14 protein-coding genes are annotated in these 20,690 nt (G+C 60.2%); 11 read left to right on the plus strand and 3 right to left on the minus strand.

The window, feature by feature from the left end; all coding sequences use genetic code 11:
- Positions 1-474 precede the first annotated feature (474 nt).
- The 7 genes from JQ573_RS00270 to JQ573_RS00300 all read left to right on the plus strand — a co-directional run bounded on the left by JQ573_RS00270 (position 475) and on the right by JQ573_RS00300 (position 7,553).
- The gene (locus tag JQ573_RS00270; protein ID WP_212315345.1) at positions 475-1,635 is read left to right on the plus strand and encodes a Gfo/Idh/MocA family protein; all 1,161 of its coding nucleotides are present in this window, start codon (positions 475-477) and stop codon (positions 1,633-1,635) included.
- Positions 1,636-1,678: 43 nt separating this feature from the next.
- Complete coding sequence (locus JQ573_RS00275; protein WP_312011299.1) at positions 1,679-2,281, plus strand: sugar transferase; 603 nt, start codon at positions 1,679-1,681, stop codon at positions 2,279-2,281.
- Between the two features lie 42 nt (positions 2,282-2,323).
- Positions 2,324-3,487, plus strand: coding sequence for a DegT/DnrJ/EryC1/StrS aminotransferase family protein (locus tag JQ573_RS00280; RefSeq protein WP_212315343.1), 1,164 nt, complete (start codon positions 2,324-2,326; stop codon positions 3,485-3,487).
- Between the two features lie 26 nt (positions 3,488-3,513).
- Positions 3,514-4,251, plus strand: a complete 738-nt coding sequence (locus JQ573_RS40545) for an acyltransferase (RefSeq protein WP_212408674.1) — start codon at positions 3,514-3,516, stop codon at positions 4,249-4,251.
- A 26-nt stretch (positions 4,252-4,277) separates the two neighbouring features.
- Positions 4,278-5,234, plus strand: a complete 957-nt coding sequence (locus tag JQ573_RS40730) for a glycosyltransferase (protein WP_249131277.1) — start codon at positions 4,278-4,280, stop codon at positions 5,232-5,234.
- Between the two features lie 88 nt (positions 5,235-5,322).
- Entirely contained in the window at positions 5,323-6,339 is a 1,017-nt protein-coding gene (locus JQ573_RS00295; protein ID WP_312011305.1) for a polysaccharide deacetylase family protein, read from the plus strand.
- 62 nt (positions 6,340-6,401) lie between these two features.
- Positions 6,402-7,553 (plus strand): glycosyltransferase, encoded by a 1,152-nt coding sequence (locus JQ573_RS00300; protein WP_212315340.1) that lies wholly within the window; start codon positions 6,402-6,404, stop codon positions 7,551-7,553.
- 164 nt (positions 7,554-7,717) lie between these two features.
- Here the strand turns inward: JQ573_RS00300 and asnB (JQ573_RS00305) are convergent, their stop codons facing one another.
- Both asnB (JQ573_RS00305) and JQ573_RS00310 read right to left on the minus strand, forming a co-directional pair.
- On the minus strand, positions 7,718-9,673 hold the full coding sequence (asnB, locus tag JQ573_RS00305) for an asparagine synthase (glutamine-hydrolyzing) (protein WP_312011307.1): 1,956 nt from the start codon (positions 9,671-9,673) through the stop codon (positions 7,718-7,720).
- 474 nt (positions 9,674-10,147) lie between these two features.
- Positions 10,148-10,285 carry a hypothetical protein gene (locus JQ573_RS00310; protein ID WP_212315338.1) on the minus strand — a complete coding sequence of 46 codons (138 nt, stop codon included), beginning with the start codon at positions 10,283-10,285 and terminating at the stop codon, positions 10,148-10,150.
- A 244-nt stretch (positions 10,286-10,529) separates the two neighbouring features.
- On the opposite strand from JQ573_RS00310, the gene JQ573_RS00315 reads away from it, so the two are divergent.
- From JQ573_RS00315 to asnB (JQ573_RS00330), 4 genes are all read left to right on the plus strand, one after another.
- Positions 10,530-12,338 carry a heparin lyase I family protein gene (locus JQ573_RS00315; RefSeq protein WP_212315336.1) on the plus strand — a complete coding sequence of 603 codons (1,809 nt, stop codon included), beginning with the start codon at positions 10,530-10,532 and terminating at the stop codon, positions 12,336-12,338.
- A 498-nt stretch (positions 12,339-12,836) separates the two neighbouring features.
- A complete protein-coding gene (locus tag JQ573_RS00320; RefSeq protein WP_212315334.1) occupies positions 12,837-15,581 on the plus strand; it encodes a type I secretion system permease/ATPase in 2,745 nt (914 codons plus the stop codon).
- Positions 15,568-16,992 (plus strand): HlyD family type I secretion periplasmic adaptor subunit, encoded by a 1,425-nt coding sequence (locus tag JQ573_RS00325; protein ID WP_212315332.1) that lies wholly within the window; start codon positions 15,568-15,570, stop codon positions 16,990-16,992. The genes JQ573_RS00320 and JQ573_RS00325 overlap by 14 nt, the downstream gene beginning before the upstream one ends.
- Before the next feature lie 554 nt (positions 16,993-17,546).
- Positions 17,547-19,214 carry an asparagine synthase B gene (asnB, locus tag JQ573_RS00330; protein WP_212315330.1) on the plus strand — a complete coding sequence of 556 codons (1,668 nt, stop codon included), beginning with the start codon at positions 17,547-17,549 and terminating at the stop codon, positions 19,212-19,214.
- A 215-nt stretch (positions 19,215-19,429) separates the two neighbouring features.
- On the opposite strand, the gene JQ573_RS00335 is transcribed toward asnB (JQ573_RS00330), so the two are convergent.
- The gene (locus JQ573_RS00335) at positions 19,430-20,590 is read right to left on the minus strand and encodes a GNAT family N-acetyltransferase (protein ID WP_249131167.1); all 1,161 of its coding nucleotides are present in this window, start codon (positions 20,588-20,590) and stop codon (positions 19,430-19,432) included.
- Positions 20,591-20,690: the final 100 nt, after the last annotated feature.

The raw sequence follows: 20,690 nt of genomic DNA on the forward strand, positions 1-20,690 counted from the left end.
GGATTTGTGAAGCCCGCGGCCGGCGTGAACCTAGATTGGCGGCACTGACATTCTGCGAGAGCGCTGCGTCGGGCACCATGCGACGCGTCGGGTTGCCGCAAGCGAATTGCCGACGTGAGGCATTCGCGGGGGCGTGATGCGAAGACGACCGCGTGCTGCTGTCCGTCCGAGTGTGCCGACCAGTCTGCAAGTAAAAAAAGTGATTGATTCCAACATGGTGCCCAGCTCTTGGACGCACCAGGTCCGGCTGTTGCACTGCGTGCGAAGCTCCTGGTTTGCCCACGCAAGGGCGGGGGTACCCCCGATGGGCGTGGGTCATAATCCGTGTTCTACAGCGGCGCGCGCGCCCAACCGGCTATCCTAATTCGACGCACGCTAAGGCCTTCAATTAGGGAGCCAACATGGCGAGATAACCGTGCTCGTGAGGATACTGATATTTCACCATTGCTTTCCTCTGGCGTGATTGTGGCAAACATGTCGAAACAATTATATTCCAAATTCGTTCCCGGCTTAATTGATGCCCAGAACATGACCGGCGGCGCGGAAATTGAGACCGCAAAAGCCGGTCCATCGCTCGCCGTCATCGGTTGCGGTTACTGGGGCGCAAAACACATCCGTGTTGGCCACGATATCGGCGCAAGGGTGTCGATGGCCGCCGACATGCGGTCTGACAGACTGGAATACGTGAAATCACAGTATCCCAATGTCGCTGTTTCGCGTGATTTCGATGCGATCCTGAATAGCTCGTCTGTCGACGCGGTGATTATCGCGACCCCCGCCGTGACGCACTTTGAGCTGGCGCGGGCAGCGCTCCAGGCCGGAAAGCACGCGCTCGTCGAGAAGCCGTTGGCCATGACGAGCGCGCATTGCCGCGAATTGATTGCGATAGCCGAAGAACGGAATCGCGTGCTGATGGTCGGGCACACGTTCGAGTACCATCCGGCGGTGGGTGTCATGCGCCAGATGATCCGAAGCGGCTCTCTCGGCGAGCTCTACTACATCGATTCGCGGCGCCTGAATCTCGGTCTCTATCGGCCCGATGCCAATGTCCTTTGGGATTTGGCGCCGCATGACCTCTCGATCATCTTCTTCCTGCTCGAGGAGGTTGCGCACAACATCGGCGCTTGGGGTTGCGCGCACGTTCTGCCGGATGTCGAGGACGTCGTTTACGCCAAGTTGGGCTTCAAGAGCGGGCCGACCGCCCATGTGCATGTGTCATGGTTGGACCCCGTCAAGGTGCGCCAGATCACGGTCGTCGGCAGCGATGCGATGCTGGTGTTCGACGATGTGGAGCCGTCCGAGAAGGTTCGCGTTTACCAGAAGCGCTTCAGGCCACGGATCAACGGCGATTCATACGCCGACTTCCAGTCGGCCTACCATCATGGCGATGTTCATATCCCCGCGATATCCAGCAGCGAGCCGCTGAAGCTCGAGTTGCTCGACTTTGTCAACGCAATCAAGACCGGGACGCAGCCCGTTGCGAACGGTGCGCATGGCCTGCGCGTCGTCGAAGCGCTCGAAGCTGCATCGGACTGTCTGCGGCTCAACCAGGAGCACCGTGGCAACGGAACACGTCAACCGGCGTTTCTGCGGCGGAACGCGTCGGCGGGGGCTGCCGAAATTGTCGTTAGATGAAGCCTTGCGATGGAAGGCGAGCCCGCGGGAATCCGTTAAGCGGGTGCTTGACATCGCTGTGAGCGTCTCCGCGATCCTCTTGCTGGCCCCGTTCCTTGTCGCGGTGTGGGTCGCAATCCGCCTCGACAGTCCCGGGCCGGCGTTCTTTTGCCAACGCCGGGTCGGACGATACGAGAAGCCATTCAATTGCTTCAAGTTCCGGACGCTTCGTCACAAGGCCGACGAGAACGTCCATCGCGACGCTATTCGCAGGGTTTGGGCGAAGGAGGTTCTCTCGAACGACCCTGATGCCCCATACAAGCTGACAGATGATCCTCGCGTGACGCGCGTGGGGCGGGTGCTGCGGAGAACCAGTATCGACGAGCTGCCGCAACTCCTCAACGTATTGCGCGGCGAAATGAGCATCGTCGGTCCGCGGCCCGCGATACCTTATGAACTCGAGTACTTTCGCGACTGGCATCATCAACGTCACATCGTGAAGCCCGGCATCACCGGACTTTGTCAGGTTCGCGGCCGTGGTCGCCTGGGCCCGGACGCGATGCTCGAGATGGACGTCGAATATGCAATGAACTGGACCTTGTGGACCGACCTGAAGCTGATTGCCCTAACGGTTCCCGCGGTGCTGCGGGGCCACGGTGCTCGATGAGATTCTCGGGCAATGGATATGGAATCTGGTGAGGTTTGAAAAATGAAAATTCCGTTCGTAGATCTCAAGGCACAATATGCGACGCTAAAGGATGAGGTGGCCGAGGCGATTCGAGGCGTTCTCGAATCCACGCAGTTCATCGGCGGCGAGGCAGTTGCTTCGTTCGAACGAGATTTTGCTGCTTATTGCCAGGTGCCCTATGCGCGCGGTGTGGCGAGCGGCACGGACGCGATTCATCTGGCGCTGCGGGCGTTGGGTGTTGGCCATGGTGACGAGGTGATTACAACCGCCCATACTTTCATCGCCACGGCCGCGGCGATCGTAGCGGCGGGAGCGCAGCCGGTATTCGTCGATATCGATCCCGATACCCACACCATCGATCCGAGGATGATCGAGCGGGCGCTGACAAGCCGCACGAAGGCGATCGTTGCGGTCCATCTGTTTGGTCAGCCGGCTGACATGGGCCCAATCAAGGATATCGCACGACGGCGCGGCCTCTTCGTGATTGAAGACGCGGCCCAGGCGCATGGAGCGGAGTATCAGGGGATCCGAACCGGGGCGCTCGGCGATGTAGCCTGCTTTTCGTTTTATCCGGGGAAGAACCTCGGTGCATATGGCGATGGAGGAGCGGTCACCACCAACAGTGCAGCGATCGCCGAGCGGATCGAACGGTTGCGCGACCACGGTCGAACCACCCATTACAACCACGCCGAGGTCGGGTTCAACAGCCGGCTCGATGCTCTCCAGGCCGCAGTTCTCCAGGTCAAGCTCCGACGCCTGGATGAGTGGAACGACAATCGGCGGCGGGCCGCGGAGTGGTACACCTCGGAGTTGAGACACTCGGGCATCAAGACGCCGTTCGTCCGAACGGGATCCACGCACGTCTACCATTTGTACGTGATCACCACGGACGAACGGGACGCAATGCGCAAGAGGCTCGACGAGGTCGGCGTGGCGAGCGGAATCCACTATCCGTTGCCGTTGCATCTCCAGCCTGCGTTCGCCTATCTCGGCTACAAGCAGGGCGATATGCCGTGCAGCGAAGCGATGGCCGCTCGATCATTGTCCCTACCCATGTTCCCGGAGCTCACGCGCGACCAGGTGCGCGGCATCGCCGCGATTGTGCGTGGTGTTGCGGAGCGCGAAAGCCACCAGGAACTGCAGCGGAAGCCCGTCGCGATGCACGCCGACGGCGGGAAGGCGTGACGATGAACCGAATTAGCGCACGGGCGGTGGTCGAGACCGACGCGATCGGTGCGGACGTGACGATCGCTGAGTTCGCCGTGGTGCGGTCAGGTGTCACGATCGGCAACAGGGTGGTCATTCACCCGCATGTCGTGATCGAGAGTGGCGCGAGAATAGGGGACAATGTCGAGATATTCCCGGGAGCCTATATCGGGAAGGTGCCCAAGGGGGCCGGCGCATTGTCGCGGGCTCCGCATTTTGAGGCATGGATCGATATCGGTGCCGATTGTTCAATCGGACCGCATGCGGTCATTTTCTACGACGTCTCGCTCGGCGCGGGGACCTTGATCGGTGATGGCGCCTCGATCCGTGAACAATCGCGGATCGGCTCGAAGACGGTTGTCGGACGTTACGTTACGGTCAATTACAATACGCGTGTTGGCGATCGCGTTCGTGTGCAGGATCATACCTGGCTGGCCGGCAATATGACGATCGAAGACGACGTGTTCATATCGGGCTGCGTCGGCACGTCGAACGACAACGCGATCGGCCGGAACGGCTACGATGGCTCGCCGATGCTCGGGCCCACCATCGCGCGCGGCGCGGCGATCGGCGTGGGAGCCAACCTCCTGCCGGGTGTCAGAATCGGTATTGGCGCTATCGTCGGCGCCGGCGCGGTGGTGACGAAGGACGTGCCTGACAACACGCTCGTGACGGGCGTCCCCGCGGAAATTCGACGAAAGCTCAACGGGGCCGGCGGCACTACCGAAGCCTCAAGGGAGTGATCGTGAGGATCCTCTGTGTCACCAATATGTATCCGAGCCCGGAGCGACCAGGGTCCGGAGCCTTCGTGTACCAGCAGGTAGAGCAGCTGCGTCGGTTCGGCCATACGGTCGACGTGATCAATATTGTCGGGTCCCAGTCGAAGCTGAATTATCTGAAGGGCAGCTTTGATGTCATGCGAATGACCGGCGTGACGACATACGACATCGTCCATGCGCACTACGGATATTCGGCCTATCCCGCCATGTTTCGGTTGCGGGCGCCGCTCGTCATCACGCTGCACGGGACCGATGTACTGGGGAATATCCTTGAAAGGCTGTCGACGCGGCTTGTGTCGCATTTCGCCGATGCCGTTATCGTCGTGTCAGAGGAGATGCGGAAGTGGATTCCCGGAACCGTGATTCCCTGTGGGGTCAACCTCGACGTATTCAGGCCGTACGACCGCAACGAAGCGCGAGCACGGCTGCAGTGGCCCAACGATAAATTCGTCGTTCTGTTTCCGTTTGATCCGACACGCCCTGAGAAGCGATATGATCTGGCGAGAGCGTCAGTCGACCGACTGGTGCAGGAGGGCGTCGACGCGCAGTTGATGACGGTCACCAATGTGCCGAACGAGGATATGCCCTGGTATTACAGCGCGGCAAACGCCCTGCTTCTCAGCTCGGATTATGAGGGGTCACCGACCTCCATCAAGGAAGCTCTCGCGTGCAACCTTCCGGTGGTGTCGACCAATGTCGGCGACGTCCGTGAACAGCTAAATGGCATCGCGGGGACGTGGATATGTCCGCCGGACGCCGGCACGATTGCGCGCAGCCTTCGAGAGGCCTTTGATTGGTCGCTGAACGGCGAGTTTCAGGGGCGTGCGGCAGTGGCGAGATACGACCAGGCGCTCACCGTGGAGCGAATCGTCGGAGTATATGCCGACGTCCTGTCGAACTTCAGGGCAAGTACGGTAGGCAGGCGTTTGCTACGGAGCGGACGATAGCAATGCGCTTCGTGGAGAAAACGTCGTCGCCGGGATCATCGCTTCGGCCGGCGGAGGCGTGCGGTCATGGTTCTTACGGTGAGCTAGAGTGAAGCAGCTCCTCACGAACAGCGTAATCGAAATTGCCCGTTGGTCTGGCCTGATGCCGGCCGTCCGCAAGATCCTTGCTGGCCGGGCGGCTATCCTGATGTTCCATGAGATCCAGCAGGATGGACGCTCGGAATTGATGACCGGGACTTCAGTCGGCCTCTTTGAATACTCGCTCAATTGGCTCAGGCAAGAAGGCTGGGAGATTGTGAGTCTGGCGACATCTCTCGAGCGTTTGGCGTCGGATTCCGGGACGGGCGGCCGCTATGCGGTGCTTACCTTTGACGACGGCTACCGGGATAACGTCGCGACCGCGCTTCCAATCCTCGAGCGATACAACGCTCCGTTCACGATCTACGTTCCCACTGGCGCTCCCAAGCGGACATTGCAGGCGTGGTGGCTGGGCTTGCGTGAAATGTTTCGCTCAGGCGACACGGTAACGATCGACGCGATGGACAGGCGATTTCATTGCCCCCGGCTGCGCGAAAAGATAGCGGGCTTGAACGAGGTCACTGAGTGGATCCATCAGGATTATCACCGGATCGCAACGCTTGCTCCAACGTTCAACAAGGCAGGTTTGTCATTGTCGGCCTTGAATGAGGCATACTTTCTGGATGAGCGCGAGCTTCAAGACCTGGCGCGGCATCCTCTCGTGTCAATCGGCGGGCACACCGACTCGCATGCCGTCTTATCGTGCCTTGATAGTGAGACCGCACGGGCCGAAATGGCAGATAACCGCCGCTATCTGGAGCAGTTGCTGCAGCTTCCGGTTCAGCACTTTGCTTACCCTTACGGAGACTCCAAAGCATGCGGCCCCAGGGAAGCGGGCCTTGCAAAGGACATCGGCTTTTCAACTGCGGTGACCACCCGGCATGGGCAATTGTCTGATCTCAGATCAGATCATTTTACGCTTCCTCGTATCGGCGTCGGGGGGCCATTCGATACGACAGCCAGGTTCGAGGCGCGCATCAGCGGCATACAGTCGGCAGCTCACATGCTGTTGGGGTCCCAACGTTGAATGTAACGCCGAACCAATCACTGCGAGGTGGACTGAATCAGGTCACTCGGGAGGGCGTTGAGATGCGCATATTGCACGTTATCGAACGTCTTGGCCCGGGAGGAAAGGAACGACAAATCGTCGAATTGCTGAAAGGCCTTGCCGCTCACAGTGACATAAGATCATTCGTCGCTGTTATGGACAAGGACGAGGTTCGCCTCGAGATTGACCGCGAACACGCGCAAATCATTCAGCTCTATCGCAGAGGCAGAAAGGATTTGCGCCTTTTCAAGAGCCTCTACGAACTGGTCACTGACCTGAAAATCGATATCATCCACTCGTGGGGCTCGATGTGCTCCATCTATGCAGCGCCGGTTGCGAAAGTGTGCGGTACGGCTTTCGTAAATGGGTTCGTGCGGGATGCGCCCGCGCATATGACGCTGCGGACTGAGGGGTACTTGAGAGGCAAGCTGACGATCCCGTTTTCGGACGTTGTCGTTGCCAACTCGTATGCGGGCCTGGCTGCCTACGGTATTCCCGAGCGCAAAGGTCTTTGCATCTACAACGGGTTCAGTCCTGAAAGGGTCTCGAACCTAAAGGATAAGACCGAGCTTCGCAGCAATCTGGGGATTGTGACGCCCTACATTGTCGGGATGGTCGCTAACTTTACGCCGAGAAAGGACTATGAAACCTTCGTTGAGATGGCATGCGGCATCTGCCGTCTAAGGGACGACGTCACTTTTTTGGCTATCGGTAGTGGTGGAACGCTGGAGCAGGTGCGCGACAGCATCCCGACTGAACATTCGCCGCGCATAAAGCTTCTGGGGCGGCGGAACGACATAGAGAGCATCGCCAATCTCTTCACTGTCGGCGTTCTCACCACCAATAGCCATTTGCACGGGGAGGGTATTTCCAACGCGATAACCGAGTGCATGGCATTGGGTAAGCCGGTTGTGGCAACAGACGATGGCGGCACTTCAGAATTGGTTCTGGAGGGCCAGACCGGATTTCTTGTGCCGAGCCATGACGCCGGCGCCTTGACCGATCGCGTGCTCAAGCTGCTCGACAATGCTGAACTCGCCGATCGTTTTGGTGCCGCAGGACGTCGGCGCGTCGAAACAGCATTCTCACTGGATGCGATGTGCGATGCATATCTCCGCCTTTATCGGAAAGTGGCGCGCAAGGGATCGCGCGCGACATGGCAAGGCGCGACCACGAGCGATATGGTCGATTGATCGTTTGGTCGTTCGATCTCATTCCTGGCAACATGACGTGCGATTGGAGTTTTGCCAGATGAGTAGTGATAGTCATTTCGGTTGAGCCACCTCCAGGGCAACGTGTGATGCTGCCCACGTCGTTCGCTCGCGTCTGGCCGAGCCCCAGTCGTCGCCTTGGCGTTTCAAATCGCTTCCGGAACGGAATGCCTCGCCAGAGTTTCCAGACTCGACGGCTTGAAGGCTCGCAGGAACAGCTCCAGGTTGGCCAGAGACCAAAGCACCTTTTCGTGGTTTTGACGGCGGGCGAGATGCTCGTTGACCAACTGCCTCAAGACATCCTTGTCGCAGAATGATGCCACACGGGCACCGTCGCAAACCAACAAATCGGAGATAAATTCGCGATGGGGACCGCGAAACCACTCCTCGATCGGCACGCGGAATCCGATTTTCTTGCGCGTCAGAGTCCCCGGTGGAAGAGTGTGCTGCATCGCTGCTCGCAATACTGACTTGCCGCCGCTCCGACCGACCAGGAAATTGTCCGGAAACCGCGCCACAAGCTTGGCGAGACTGGTGTCCATGAACGGCATCCTGCCCTCAATTGAACCAGCCATCATCATTCGGTCCGCACGTTCAAGGAGGTTGTCGGGTAGCCACGACGTCTGATCGAAGAACAGCGTGCGCCGGACATTCGACCCGACGGCCATCGAGAAAGGATGGGAATCCGGCGGCGTTACGGGCAGGGGGCGTCCGATAATGCGATCCCGTTCGTTAAGGGAAACTCCGCCAAACCAGAGTTGCATCCGGCTCGGCCAATCCCGCTCGCCCGCTGCATTAGACAGGACCTTGGCGCGACGCATATCGTACGGGAGTGCACGCATTGCGGGTGATATGATGCGGTCGTGAATGGCCTGCGGAACCAGCCGTTGGTAGAGCTCGATCCACAACTCGGCTCGATGCTTGGGATAGCCGCCCAGAAGTTCGTCTGCTCCTTCTCCGGTAAGGACCATTTTCACCTTGCTCGCCGCCATATGCGACAGCATCATAACTGGAATATCGGCCGGTTCGGCCGCTGGGGCGCCACGACGCAGCACAGCGGTCGGCCAGCTTTTCAGGAAGTCGTGCGGCTCCAGCACGATCTCCTCGTGATTGGTGTCGAATTGACGAGCTATGGTGCGGGCGTGATCGAGCTCGGAGTAGCCGGCTTCACGAAAGCCAACCGAGAACGTGCGCACGCGCTCAGAGCTATGGCGGACCATGGCGGCCACAACCGCGGACGAATCGATGCCGCCAGACAAGTAGGCTCCAAACGCAACGTCACTCCGCATGCGAATTCGTACGGCATCATCGAATGTCGCCTTGAACATCCGGACTGCCTCGCCGAAGTCCGTGATGTCAGGCTCTACCGATGCCAGCGGTGGTACGAAATACCGGGTGATGTTTGTGCGTCCTTCGCGCCACACCAGGTGGCAGCCCGGGGGAAGCTTGCGCACGGCTTGAAAGAACGTCCTGGGGCCGGGGACATACCGATTGAGCAGATAATGCTCGATGGCATGCGGGTCGATCCGGGTATCCATGCCCGGGAACTTGAGCAGGGGCTCGATTTCCGACGCGAACAACAGGCCTGAGTTCTCGGCGATGAAGAGCGGCTTCTTGCCGAACGGGTCGCGCGCGAGAACAAGCTGTTGGGTCCTCGCATCCCATAGTCCGAACGCGAACATGCCACGGAACCGCTTGATCGAGTCCAGTCCCCAAGCCCGGTAGGCTTCGATCAGCACTTCCGTATCGGAGGACGTGCGAAAAGCATGTCCCAGTGAGACGAGTTCCTCGCGCAACTCAACGTAGTTATAGATCTCTCCGTTGAAAACGAGCCCGATCGAGCCATCAGCGCTCCACATCGGCTGGGCTCCGCCCTCGAGATCGATGATCGAGAGACGCCTATGCCCCAAGCTGACCTGATGGTGCCCGCCGGCAGTGTCGCCTTGCCAGTAGCCAGCGCCGTCGGGGCCCCTGTGCTTCATGAGGTTGGTGAGGCGGACAAGGGTCTCGTAATCTTGCCGGTGCTTTCCCCGAAGTGCCCAGCCCAAAATCCCGCACATGGCCCCTGCCAGCTTCTTGTTTCCGGACAATGCTGTGGCCACGGATGTCCCTCAATGGGGCAAGCGGGTTAATCCTTGGAGATTGCGTCATCATGTCCTCTCGACTTGCTCGCGAGGTGGCGCGCGCATCACGCGACGCGCGGCGTTCAACCAGCATGGGGAGTCAAGCTGCTGAAATTCAGCACTCGGGCCCGTCAGCGGCCGCGGCGGCATGCGTGCCCGGACTACTTGGCCATTCCTTTTATGGCTGTCTTCCTGTGACGATGCGGAGCGTTGCCGATGCGAGAGGCGGTCGACTGCGGCGGGCTGCTGGAGCGCCCGACCATTCGGATCTGGTCACCAATCCTGGTCGTCAATTGCTTGATGTGAGCGACCTGTGTCTCGGCCTTCACCAGCTTCGGAATTGACAGCTTACTCATCCGAAGAGAATTCCCAAGCTGCGCAGCACGCTGACACTTTGCATCGGCAAGCTTGGTCACCTGCGGCCATGTGCAGGAAGGGCTGCATTCGTCGGGATCAGGGATCGCTCACGATGGCGAGCGCCTCATTGGCAATATCAGTGGAGAACTTTTTTGCTCCTGCTGTGAGGATCACGCTGAATTTAGCTGCAACGGCAAACACATATCGCAGGCGCCGGTCGGTTGGACGTTTCAAACTATCGCCATCCTAAATAACTTTTTTTGCCATACTCCCTAATTAACCACCGACTCAGCAGTTGGGGATGGGCGATTCGCACTGCATTGGAATGTGCGCGCAGTTGATCCTGTGATGCATTGAAATCCGCTCGTGGCGCAAGGCGTTGCGAGCGCGTGGTATGTCGCGCGCCTTCGCGATGCGCGGCCGTAAATTCCCTTGTACGCGTCAAAGAGAAGCATCTCTTGACCCATGGAGGCCTGAATTGGATACGACCGGGACAATTACATCGTTTTCTTCCGCACCGATGACGAGGTTTTCGATCGGTGGCGACAGCTACGGAGTGCAGGATGCGAGCACGAGCTACAGCCTGACCAATCCTGACCCACAAACTCTGCGCTTCGAAGTCAAGCAGGGTGATTATGCCTGGTACGATAGCTCATCTGTCGATCGCTCCGAGGTTTCAGGCGTTAACAACATTCCCGGCGGCACTCCCATCGCCTTGAACTATCAGTTCATGGTGGAGGCAAATGGCGCCAACGGGTCATTTACGAATACGGCAGATGGCTGGTTCATCGTCGGACAAATGCACAATGATGACTGGTCGAGCGGCGTGGGCACCTCGCCGCCGTTCGCGATCCAGCTTGTCGGCAATCATCTGCAGATTGTCGCCAGATATGTCCAGCCGGGTCAGGACCCGAGCAACGGGGCTGGCAACGTGCAGATGCTCACGCTCTGGACCGATCCCAATCCGATCCAGACGGGCGTGTACAACAACATTCAAATACAGGCCGACGTTTCGAACACCGGTGGCGGCTATTTGAAGGTCTCGATCAACGGGACACAGGTTGTGAACTACAGCGGCCCCTTGGGTTATGGGCAGGCCACCAATTGGGAATACGGAATCTATCGGTCGTCGGCGCCCGAGACTGTCGCGGTCGATTACCGAAATATGACGCTGTTGACGGGGGCGGCGGCGACGTCGACGCAGCCGACGACACCGACACAGCCGACCACACCGACCACGCCCACCACCCCGAACGTCGCGCCGACAGTGACGCAGGCGTCCGCTTCGCCGGGGACCGGGACCGAGCATGTCGGCGATGTCGTCACGTTGACCCTCACCTTGAGCGAAACCGTGACCGTCACAGGTACGCCGACGCTGTCGCTCAATGATGGTGCCAGCGCCACCTATGTTGGCGGCTCCGGGACAAATACGCTCACCTTCCAGACGAAGGTCGCGTCGACTGATACGAACACCTCGGCGCTCGCCATCACCGGCGTCAATCTCGCGAACGGCGCGAGCATCAAGGATTCCGGGGGGCTTGCCGCCAATCTCTCGGGTGCGGTGAAGACATTCTCCGGTCTTCAGATCTCGAACACGCCCATCATGCCGACGCAGCCAACCACACCGACGACGCCAACGACCCCGTCGACGCCGACGGTGACCACGCCGGTGCTCTCCGTCGCGGACAGCTCACTCACGGTGAACGGCAGAGGCGGTCATATCGACCTGGGGACAACGCTGTCGACGACCGATCCCAACGATAAAATCAGCCTGAACATCAAGGGGCTGCCGAAATATGAGACGATCACGACCGGCGACGGCACGACGTTCAGGGGTGGCAACATCACTCTGACCTCTGCGCAGGTCGCCAGCGGATTGACGCTGACATCCTACTACAGGGGCAGTGCTCATCCGGTCGCGACTCTCACCTTGACCGCGAGCGCGAAGGACCCGGTGACGGGGGCTGTGACGTCGGCGACGCCACAGACCATCACCGTCACGGATCCTCGACCGTCCGCAACCTCAGGGAGCACGACAAGCCAGGGCCATGGGCTGCACCACCACCTTAGCTCGGCCAGCACCACGCTGGCAGCTACCGTGCCGCAGACCACCTCCTTGGCGAATTACGATACGGCCAAGGGGTCCCAGACGAGCCATAGCTTCGCGCTGCTGAACCAGTATCTGGCGGGTGGCTCTGGTCGGGTCGACGGGGGGCAGATCGCGGCAGCCATTTCGAATGGCGCCGCCTGGATGCAGAACTCGTTCCTGACGAAGCCGCACCACTAACGCTCTGCCGCACCCGGGCACCTTGCGCCCGGGTGCGGCACCGTCAATTTTTGGGACGTCACGCGGCAAAGTGGTCGGCCAGCAGCCGCGACGGGGAGGTTGAAAAGCCAATCCGCAACGGAGGGTTGCCGGCCGCCGCCGATTGACGGACAATCGCCGTAAGAATTCTGATTCGATACTTCGTTGTGAGCGTAAAACGCCTGAGTTTAGGTCAGTTTCCGGGCACAACTTGCATGTGTATAAATCCACAATTCGAAAGTTTTTTCGCCATTTTTGCTCGTTAACCAACCTGCTCAGCCAGTCGGGGGGGCAATTTCAATATCCCGTCGCGCTGAAATCTCCTCGCGGTTCGAGGCCCTAACGCTCTGATGATTGCTTGCGCCGTTTTGGCTGCAAGCACGTGTATGTCGCGTATCCTCGGATACGCGTCATTGGAATTCCATGTGCATGCAAAGGACCACAAACGCAGGCTGTAGCCGCGAAGGGTAGAGTAACGAAATGGCGATCCAGAACGGAAATGCCCACGCAACTCCAGATCTAGGGTTTCGAGCGCTGGCTCTGTTCCTGCGCCTTCATGGCGTGAACACCGAACCCGATCAGCTCCGCGATCGTTGCGGAGACGATGGGATAGGCATCCGCGGAATGCTTCGTTGCGCGCGCGAATTCGGGGTCAAAGTCCGTGCGACAACAATGGATTGGCCGCGGCTGGCGGGCATCCAGCTGCCTGGCATCGCTTCGCTGCATGACGGCGGATTCTTGCTTCTGGGAAAAATCGAGGACCAGGTAGCGCTTGTGCTGCACCCGACCTCGTCGCATCCGCGGCGGATGACGCGTGCGGAATTTGAGGCGATCTGGGATGGCGGCTTGATCTCGCCCGGCTCACAGAGCCTCACACACGGCGCACGTCATGCGATTGCCGACATCGGGGCTCGAGCAGTTGGTCTCGGTGCCGGCCTGATCCGCCACACCGGTGGCCTGCTGACGCATGTCCGCGACGGCTTGGCAAAGGCCCGCGATACCTTGTTGACGAAGGCGTCCGGCATGCGGGCGCGCTTTGCCGCTTCCGGCGATGTTGCGAACGAGACCGCGGATACCGGATCCCCGGCTGCGAGCGCCGATCCCGACGACGTCGACGAATCCGGGCTCATTGCGCTCGCGATCTTGCTGCGTTGCCACGGAATTGCTGCCGACCCCGCCCAAATCCACCACCGGGTCGGCGCGGCGCGCCTCGGCGTTACTGAAATCTTGCGCTGCGCCAAGGAGTTCGGACTCAAGGCAAGGGTGCAGCGGACCAGTTGGGACAGGCTTGCAGTCACGCCGCTGCCGGGAATTGCACTGCTGCGCGACGGCAGCTTCCTGATTCTCGGCAAGCTGATCGACGGCAAGCTTCTCGTTCAGCGCCCGTTGTCTCCGCGCCCTGAAACCCTTTCCCAGGCCCAGCTCGAGGCCATCTGGGATGGCGGCCTCATTCTGATGGCCCGGCGCGCCAGACTGACCGATCTCGCGCGACGCTTCGATATCGGCTGGTTCGTCGGCGCCATGCAGAAGTATCGCCGCCTGCTCAGCGAGGTGCTGGCGGCGTCGTTCTTCCTTCAGATATTCGCCGTCGTCTCACCGTTGTTCTTCCAGGTGGTCATCGACAAGGTGCTCGTGCATCGAAGCATGAGCACGCTCGATGTTCTGGTCATCGGCCTTGTCGTGCTGACTGTGTTCGAGGCCATTCTCGAGACACTGCGCGTCTATCTGTTCGCGCATACGACAAACCGTATCGATGTCGAGCTCGGTGCCAGGCTGTTTCGCCATCTGATGGCGCTGCCGATCGCCTATTTCCAGACGCGCCGCGTCGGGGATTCGGTGGCACGCGTCCGGGAGCTGGAGAATATCCGCCAGTTCCTGACGAGTTCGGCGCTCACGCTGGTCATCGACCTTCTTTTCACGGTCATCTTCCTTGTGGTGATGTTCTACTACTCGACGACGTTGACCTGGATCGTGCTCGCGTCCTTCCCATTCTATATCGGCATATCGGCGGGAGCGGCGCCGCTGTTCCGCGCACGCCTCGATGAGAAGTTCAATCGCGGCTCCGAGAATCAGGCCTTCCTGGTCGAGAGCGTCACCGGCGTCGAGACCTTGAAGGCCATGGCGGTCGAGCCACAGATGCAACGCCGCTGGGAAGAGCAGCTCGCCGGCTATGTCGCCGCAAGCTTCCGCGTGCTCAGCCTGAACAACACGGCGAGCCAGGCAGTTCAGATGATCAACAAGCTGGTCATCGCCGCGACCCTTTACTTCGGCGCGCGGCTGGTCATTGGTGGGGAGCTGACCGTCGGCGAACTCGTCGCGTTCAACATGCTGGCCGCGCGCGTCAGCACGCCGGTGCTGCGGCTTGCACAGGTCTGGCAGGACTTCCACCAGGCCCGTCTGTCGATCGATCGTCTCGGCGACATCCTCAACACCATTCCGGAGCCGAGCTTCACTCCGTCCCGCGCGGCTTTGCCGCCGATCCGCGGCCAGGTGAGGTTCGAGCACGCGACTTTCCGCTATCGCATCGACGGCCCTGAGGTGCTGCACGACGTGTCGTTCAGCATCGAGCCGGGCCAGGTCATCGGCATCGTCGGCTCGTCGGGGTCGGGCAAGAGCACCGTCACCAAGCTGATCCAGCGTCTCTATGTTCCGGAGAGCGGACGCGTGCTGGTCGATGGCGTCGACCTCGCAATGGTCGACCTGAGCTGGCTACGGCGCCAGATCGGCGTCGTGTTGCAGGAAAACGTGCTTTTCAACTGCACGATCCGGGACAACATTGCACTGACCGATCCGACCATGTCGATGGAACGTGTCATCGAAGCAGCAATGCTGGCCGGCGCGCACGACTTCATCCTGGAACTGCCCGAGGGTTACGACACCATCGTGGGCGAGCGCGGCAGCAGCCTGTCTGGCGGACAACGCCAGCGTATCGCAATCGCGCGCGCGCTGATCACCGACCCGCGCATCCTGATTTTCGACGAGGCGACCAGCGCGCTGGACTACGAAAGTGAGCGCGCGATCCAGCAGAACATGAGGCGGATTTCCGCCGGCCGGACCGTGATCGTTATCGCTCACCGGCTGTCGACTGTACGTAATGCCGACCGGATCATCACGCTCGAGCATGGCCGCATCGTCGAGGACGGCAGCCATGATGAGCTGATCCAGACCAACGGCCGTTACGCCAATCTTCATTACCTGCAGGCCGGTATCCATGACATCCGCTAGTCGCAACATCGTCCCGTTTCCGAGACGCGAACTTCGGCGCCGGGAGCACGAGCTGGCATTTCTGCCGGCGGCGCTCGAAATCGCCGAGTCGCCGCCGTCACCGATCGGGCGTGCGATCGGAGCGAGCATCATCGCGATGTTCTGCATCGCGCTGCTGTGGGCGACGCTCGGCAGCGTTGATATCGTCGCCACGGCGACCGGCAAGATCGTGCCCGGCGGCCGCACCAAGCTGATCCAGCCGTTCGAGACGGGTGTGGTCCGCGCGATCAAGGTCCGCGACGGCCAGAGCGTCAAGGCCGGCGACGTTCTGATCGAGCTCGACCCGACGATGACAGAGGCCGACCAGGAGCGCCAGAAGAGCGATCTGCTTGCGGCCGAACTCGACGCAGCGCGATTGCGGGCGGCACTTACAGCCGATCCGCTCGCCGCTTTCCGTGCTCCGCAGAACGCAAGCGCCGCCGAGATCGAGATGCATCGCCAGTTCCTGATCAGCGAGCGCGCCGAGCAAAATGCCAAGCTTTCTGAAATCGAGCGGCAGCAGGGGCAGAAGGAGGCGGAGCGGGAGACCACATCGGCGAGTGTTGCCAAGCTGGAAGCTACCATTCCCGTGCTGCAGGAGAGGGTCGATATCCGCAAGGGCCTCGTCGAAAAGGCACTGGCTTCCAAGGTCGTCTATCTAACCGAGTATCAGGAGCTGGTCGCCATGCAGCAGGATCTTGTGCTGCAGAAGAGCCGGCTGCGCGAAGCCGATGCGGCGATCGCGCTACTGAAGGAAACCAAGGAAAAGGCTGCCGCGGAGTATCGTCGCGCGACCTATGACGCACTTGCGAAGGCCGAGCAGAAGGCCGCCAGTGCGGCGCAGGAGGTGATCAAGGCGGACCGGCGCACGAAGCTCCAGCGTCTCACCGCGCCAGTCGATGGGGTCGTGCAGCAGCTTGCCGTTCATACGGTGGGCGGCGTTGTGACCCCGGCTCAGGCGCTCGCAGTGGTGGTCCCCAGCGAAAGCCAGCTCGAGATCGAGGCCATGCTCTCCAACCGCGATATCGGATTCGTCCATCCAGGGCAGGAGGCGGAGATCAAGATCGATACCTTCAGCTTCACGCGCTACGGACTGCTTCACGGCGACGTGCTCAGCGTGTCGACGGATGCCATCACGCGCGACAGAACGCAGGGGTCGAATGACCGCGCATCGGGCGCCACGATGAGCAGCAGCGAGCCGAAAGGTCAGGAGCTGGAATATGCCGCGCGCGTGTCGCTCGACCGGACGCACATGCAGGTGGAAGACAAGCTCGTCAAGCTCGGCCCGGGCATGGCGGTGACGGTCGAGATCAAGACCGGTACGCGCAGGATCATCAGCTACCTGCTCTCGCCGCTGGCGAGGTACAAGCAGGAAGCGTTGCGGGAACGGTAAGCAGCCGTCTTGCTTGGGCGAGGCCTTGTGCCGCCGGACCAAGCCGGGCGCCACGCAGGCCCAATGCGGATGTTGGAAAGGCCCGGATCGCCAGTGATGCGATCCGGGTCGGCACATCGCCGCCCAGATGTGGCAAGGCCCTGAGGCAACAGCTTTGCGGTCGTCGTTGAGCGGTCCAGCGACCAGGCATTCTCGTCTGCGGGCAATCGAGGCGGGGCCTCATCCACCATCCCGGAGATCACTGGATCTGTTCGGACACCCCTGATAAATGGACGCGGCGTGAGGTATCCGCCGCCGACCATCTCTGCGCCACGCCGGGGCCACCGCGCTCCACCGGGACGTCCGTCGGCATCGTCCGCCGTATACCGATCACACTGCCGCTCTGAGGGCGCAACTCGGCGGTTACTTCCAGGCAGCCTCTCAACGCATTCTGGTTACTTCGGATGGTGCGCTGTTCAGCTAGCGAATTCAATGCCACTGTCGGGCATTTCAGTTCAATGCAGGCGCTGATCGTCGCGGGATAGATCGGCCAGCATGCGGAAGGGTTAATCACCTTGTGCGGCTTCGTTGGCATATTCGAATTTACAGAGTCGTTTGAATCGGCGCGCAGCCGGGCGCTGGAGATGGCAAAGACGGTTAGGCACCGTGGCCCGGACTGGAGTGGCATTTATTCCAGCGAACGCGCGATGCTCGCGCACGAACGCCTTTCCATTGTCGACGTAGAGCACGGCGCCCAGCCGCTTCTCGACCTCACCGCGGGGCGGGCGCTGGCTGTGAACGGAGAGATCTACAATCATGTCGCTCTGCGCGACGCACTGAAGCGGCCGCACGCCTGGAAAACGAAATCAGACTGCGAGATTATCCTGTATCTCTACGACGAGTACGGACCAGCTCTGTGCAAGATGCTGAGTGGCATTTTTGCGTTTGCCCTCTTCGACGAACGTACCGGTGATTTCTTCGTCGCCCGGGACCACATCGGCATAGTGCCGCTTTATATTGGATGGAGCGGCGACGGCGTAACTTATGTCGCCAGCGAAATGAAAGCGCTTGATCCGGTGTGCGAGACGATCCAGGAGTTTCCGCCGGGACATTACTATAACGGCAAGGCCCGCGAATTCGTCAGATGGTATGATCCTGAGTGGGCGCATGCATTTCCAACCAAGAAGGTGTCGCTGCACGAGCTCCGGACTTCACTCGAGACCGCAGTCAAACAGCAAATGATGTGCGATGTGCCTTACGGGGTACTTATTTCTGGTGGGCTCGATTCCTCGCTCATCGCAGCGCTCGCAGCACGACACCGCTTCAAGCGGATCGAGTCTGGAGAGACCGAGGAGGCCTGGTGGCCAAGGCTACACTCGTTCTCCGTGGGTTTGGAGAATTCACCCGACATGAAGTATGCGCGAAAGGTGGCGGCTCACATCGGCACGGTCCATCATGAAGTTGTTTTCACGGTGCAGGACGGATTGGACGCGTTGCCCGATGTCATCCGGCACCTGGAAACCTTCGATGTCACCACCATTCGTGCTGGCACGCCGATGTATCTCATGGCGCGCAAGATCAAGGCAATGGGCATCAAGATGGTGCTGTCTGGAGAAGGCGCTGACGAGGTATTTGGCGGCTATCTCTACTTCCACATGGCCCCATCGGCAGAAGAATTCCACGAGGAGACTGTTCGAAAGCTCTTTGCGTTGAGCAGGTACGATTGCTGTCGCGCGAACAAGGCAACCGCTGCCTGGGGGGTGGAAGCCCGTGTGCCCTTCCTGGACAAGGAATTCCTGGATTACGCGATGTCGATAAACCCGGCCGAAAAAATGTGCCCCGGCGCGAAGATCGAAAAGGGCATATTGCGGGAAGCTTTTACCGACCTGTTGCCGCAGGAGATCTTGTGGCGTCAGAAGGAGCAGTTTTCGGACGGAGTGGGGTACAGCTGGATTGAGTGCTTGCGGAATCATGCCGAGGGTAAAGTCTCGGATCAGATGTTCGCAGAGGCGGGTAAGCGCTTTCCGAAGCAAACGCCGACCTCGAAAGAAGGCTACTTCTATAGAACCATCTTTGACAGCATTTTCAAGAATCCGACGGCCTGCCTAACTGTCCCCGTCGGTCCCTCGATCGCGTGTTCGACGCCGACCGCGTTTCTCTGGTCCCAGCAATTTGCGAGTATGGATGATCCATCCGGAAGGGCAGTGAAGGGCGTACACATCGAGGCCATTGATAACATGTGAGCAGTCGGCAACTGCGGCCGCGAAGGCGCCGCCCGGGCCATCAGGCTGCTGCGGACCAGGCTGAGGGGATCGCGGCCTCCACGACAGCGTCGGTCCGAACTCGGCGGCCAGTGCGCCTGCACGAGCCTCTATGGCTGGATCTGGACGCCTGGACCGGGAGCAGACCGCGATCTTCCCATGTGCCTGGCAGTTCGGAAGGCGCCGCGGCCAATATCTCAATTTGCGTTTGCTGCCCCGAAGAGCCGCAGCTTCTTTTTTGGAAGGTTCATAGCGATCGTTCGCAGCGTTCGTTTGGCATCGCGGAGCTTGGCCTCGATGTGGCGTTCTGGACCGTCTCTGCCAATTGCGATCCACTTCATCGCATACTCGCTGTTTGCAAGATGGGCCTTGTGTCCAGCCCCACCAGCCAGGAAGTCGTAGCCGCTTTCCCCGCGTGAGATGCTGTCCTCAATAGCCAGCACGTGGCTCACGAGCCCGGGCTTAATGCGGCCATCGCTCTCGTAAAGAAAGCCGCTTTGGTAGTTCAGGACACGGCCGTCATGCACGAAATTGTACACGACCCCGATCGTCTGGTCGCCAACCAGCGTCCGTGAGATGCGGACCGCTCCTGTGGGAATCCCGCGCGCGATCAACTCCTCGTGGAACGGACGGAAGCCCGGATTGGCGAAAGCCCCTTTGCGTCCCCATCGCGACCGATGAAAGTCGCTCAGCAAATCGAACGCAGCCAGGGCCTCCGTCGTCGTTTCCATGATCCGGAATTCAAGGGGGCCTCGTTCGGCGTACAACCTCATGGCACGGCTCACGGCCTGGCGCGTACTGCGGCCCAGTGTGGCGCGGTAATCCTTCTTTTGCTCACGGGCCTTGGCGAAATCAACCCATAAGGCCGTATCGGCCTGCTTCACCTCGCTAACGAGCCCAGCCTTGCCCGCGGCGCGGCAAGCGGCCAACTCGAGGTCCGCATCAATTCCGGAGAGCACCAGCTGATCCGCGCGGCGCAAGCGGGACGTCAAAGCGTCGAGACCTGCCGGAATAATGGTGTCCGGTTGTTCTGCAAGGATACTATTGCACTCGATGAACAGCCGGTCGAAGCGGGTATCTCCGGATTCATTGAGCAGCCAGCGTGCCCGCGCATGCGGCCCAAGTCTCCAGGCTCTCCGCCGGCAGATGATCGCCAACCCGACGATCTTGCCTGACGACCGAGCTACGAGGACGTGCGGTTGCGTGCCATCCGGAATATGCCGTAGCCAGGTGCCGATCCAGAGCCAGGACAAGAAGAACGAGTGAGTGGCCCGAGCTTCGAGCTCCTTCCACGCGGTTTCAAGCCAGGCAATGCTCTCCAGAGCCTCCAGGCTGACATCGGTGACGGCATCAGGCATGCTCATTCTTGTTCAACGCCAGAGGACCGCAAGCGCGCTTTGATGAGAGAACAAGGATCGTGCTGCAATGATCGCGCATAATCCCATGATCGGGCGGGCC

Source organism: Bradyrhizobium sp. AUGA SZCCT0105 (genome assembly GCF_018129565.1).
In the GTDB taxonomy this organism is placed as follows: Bacteria; Pseudomonadota; Alphaproteobacteria; order Rhizobiales; family Xanthobacteraceae; genus Bradyrhizobium.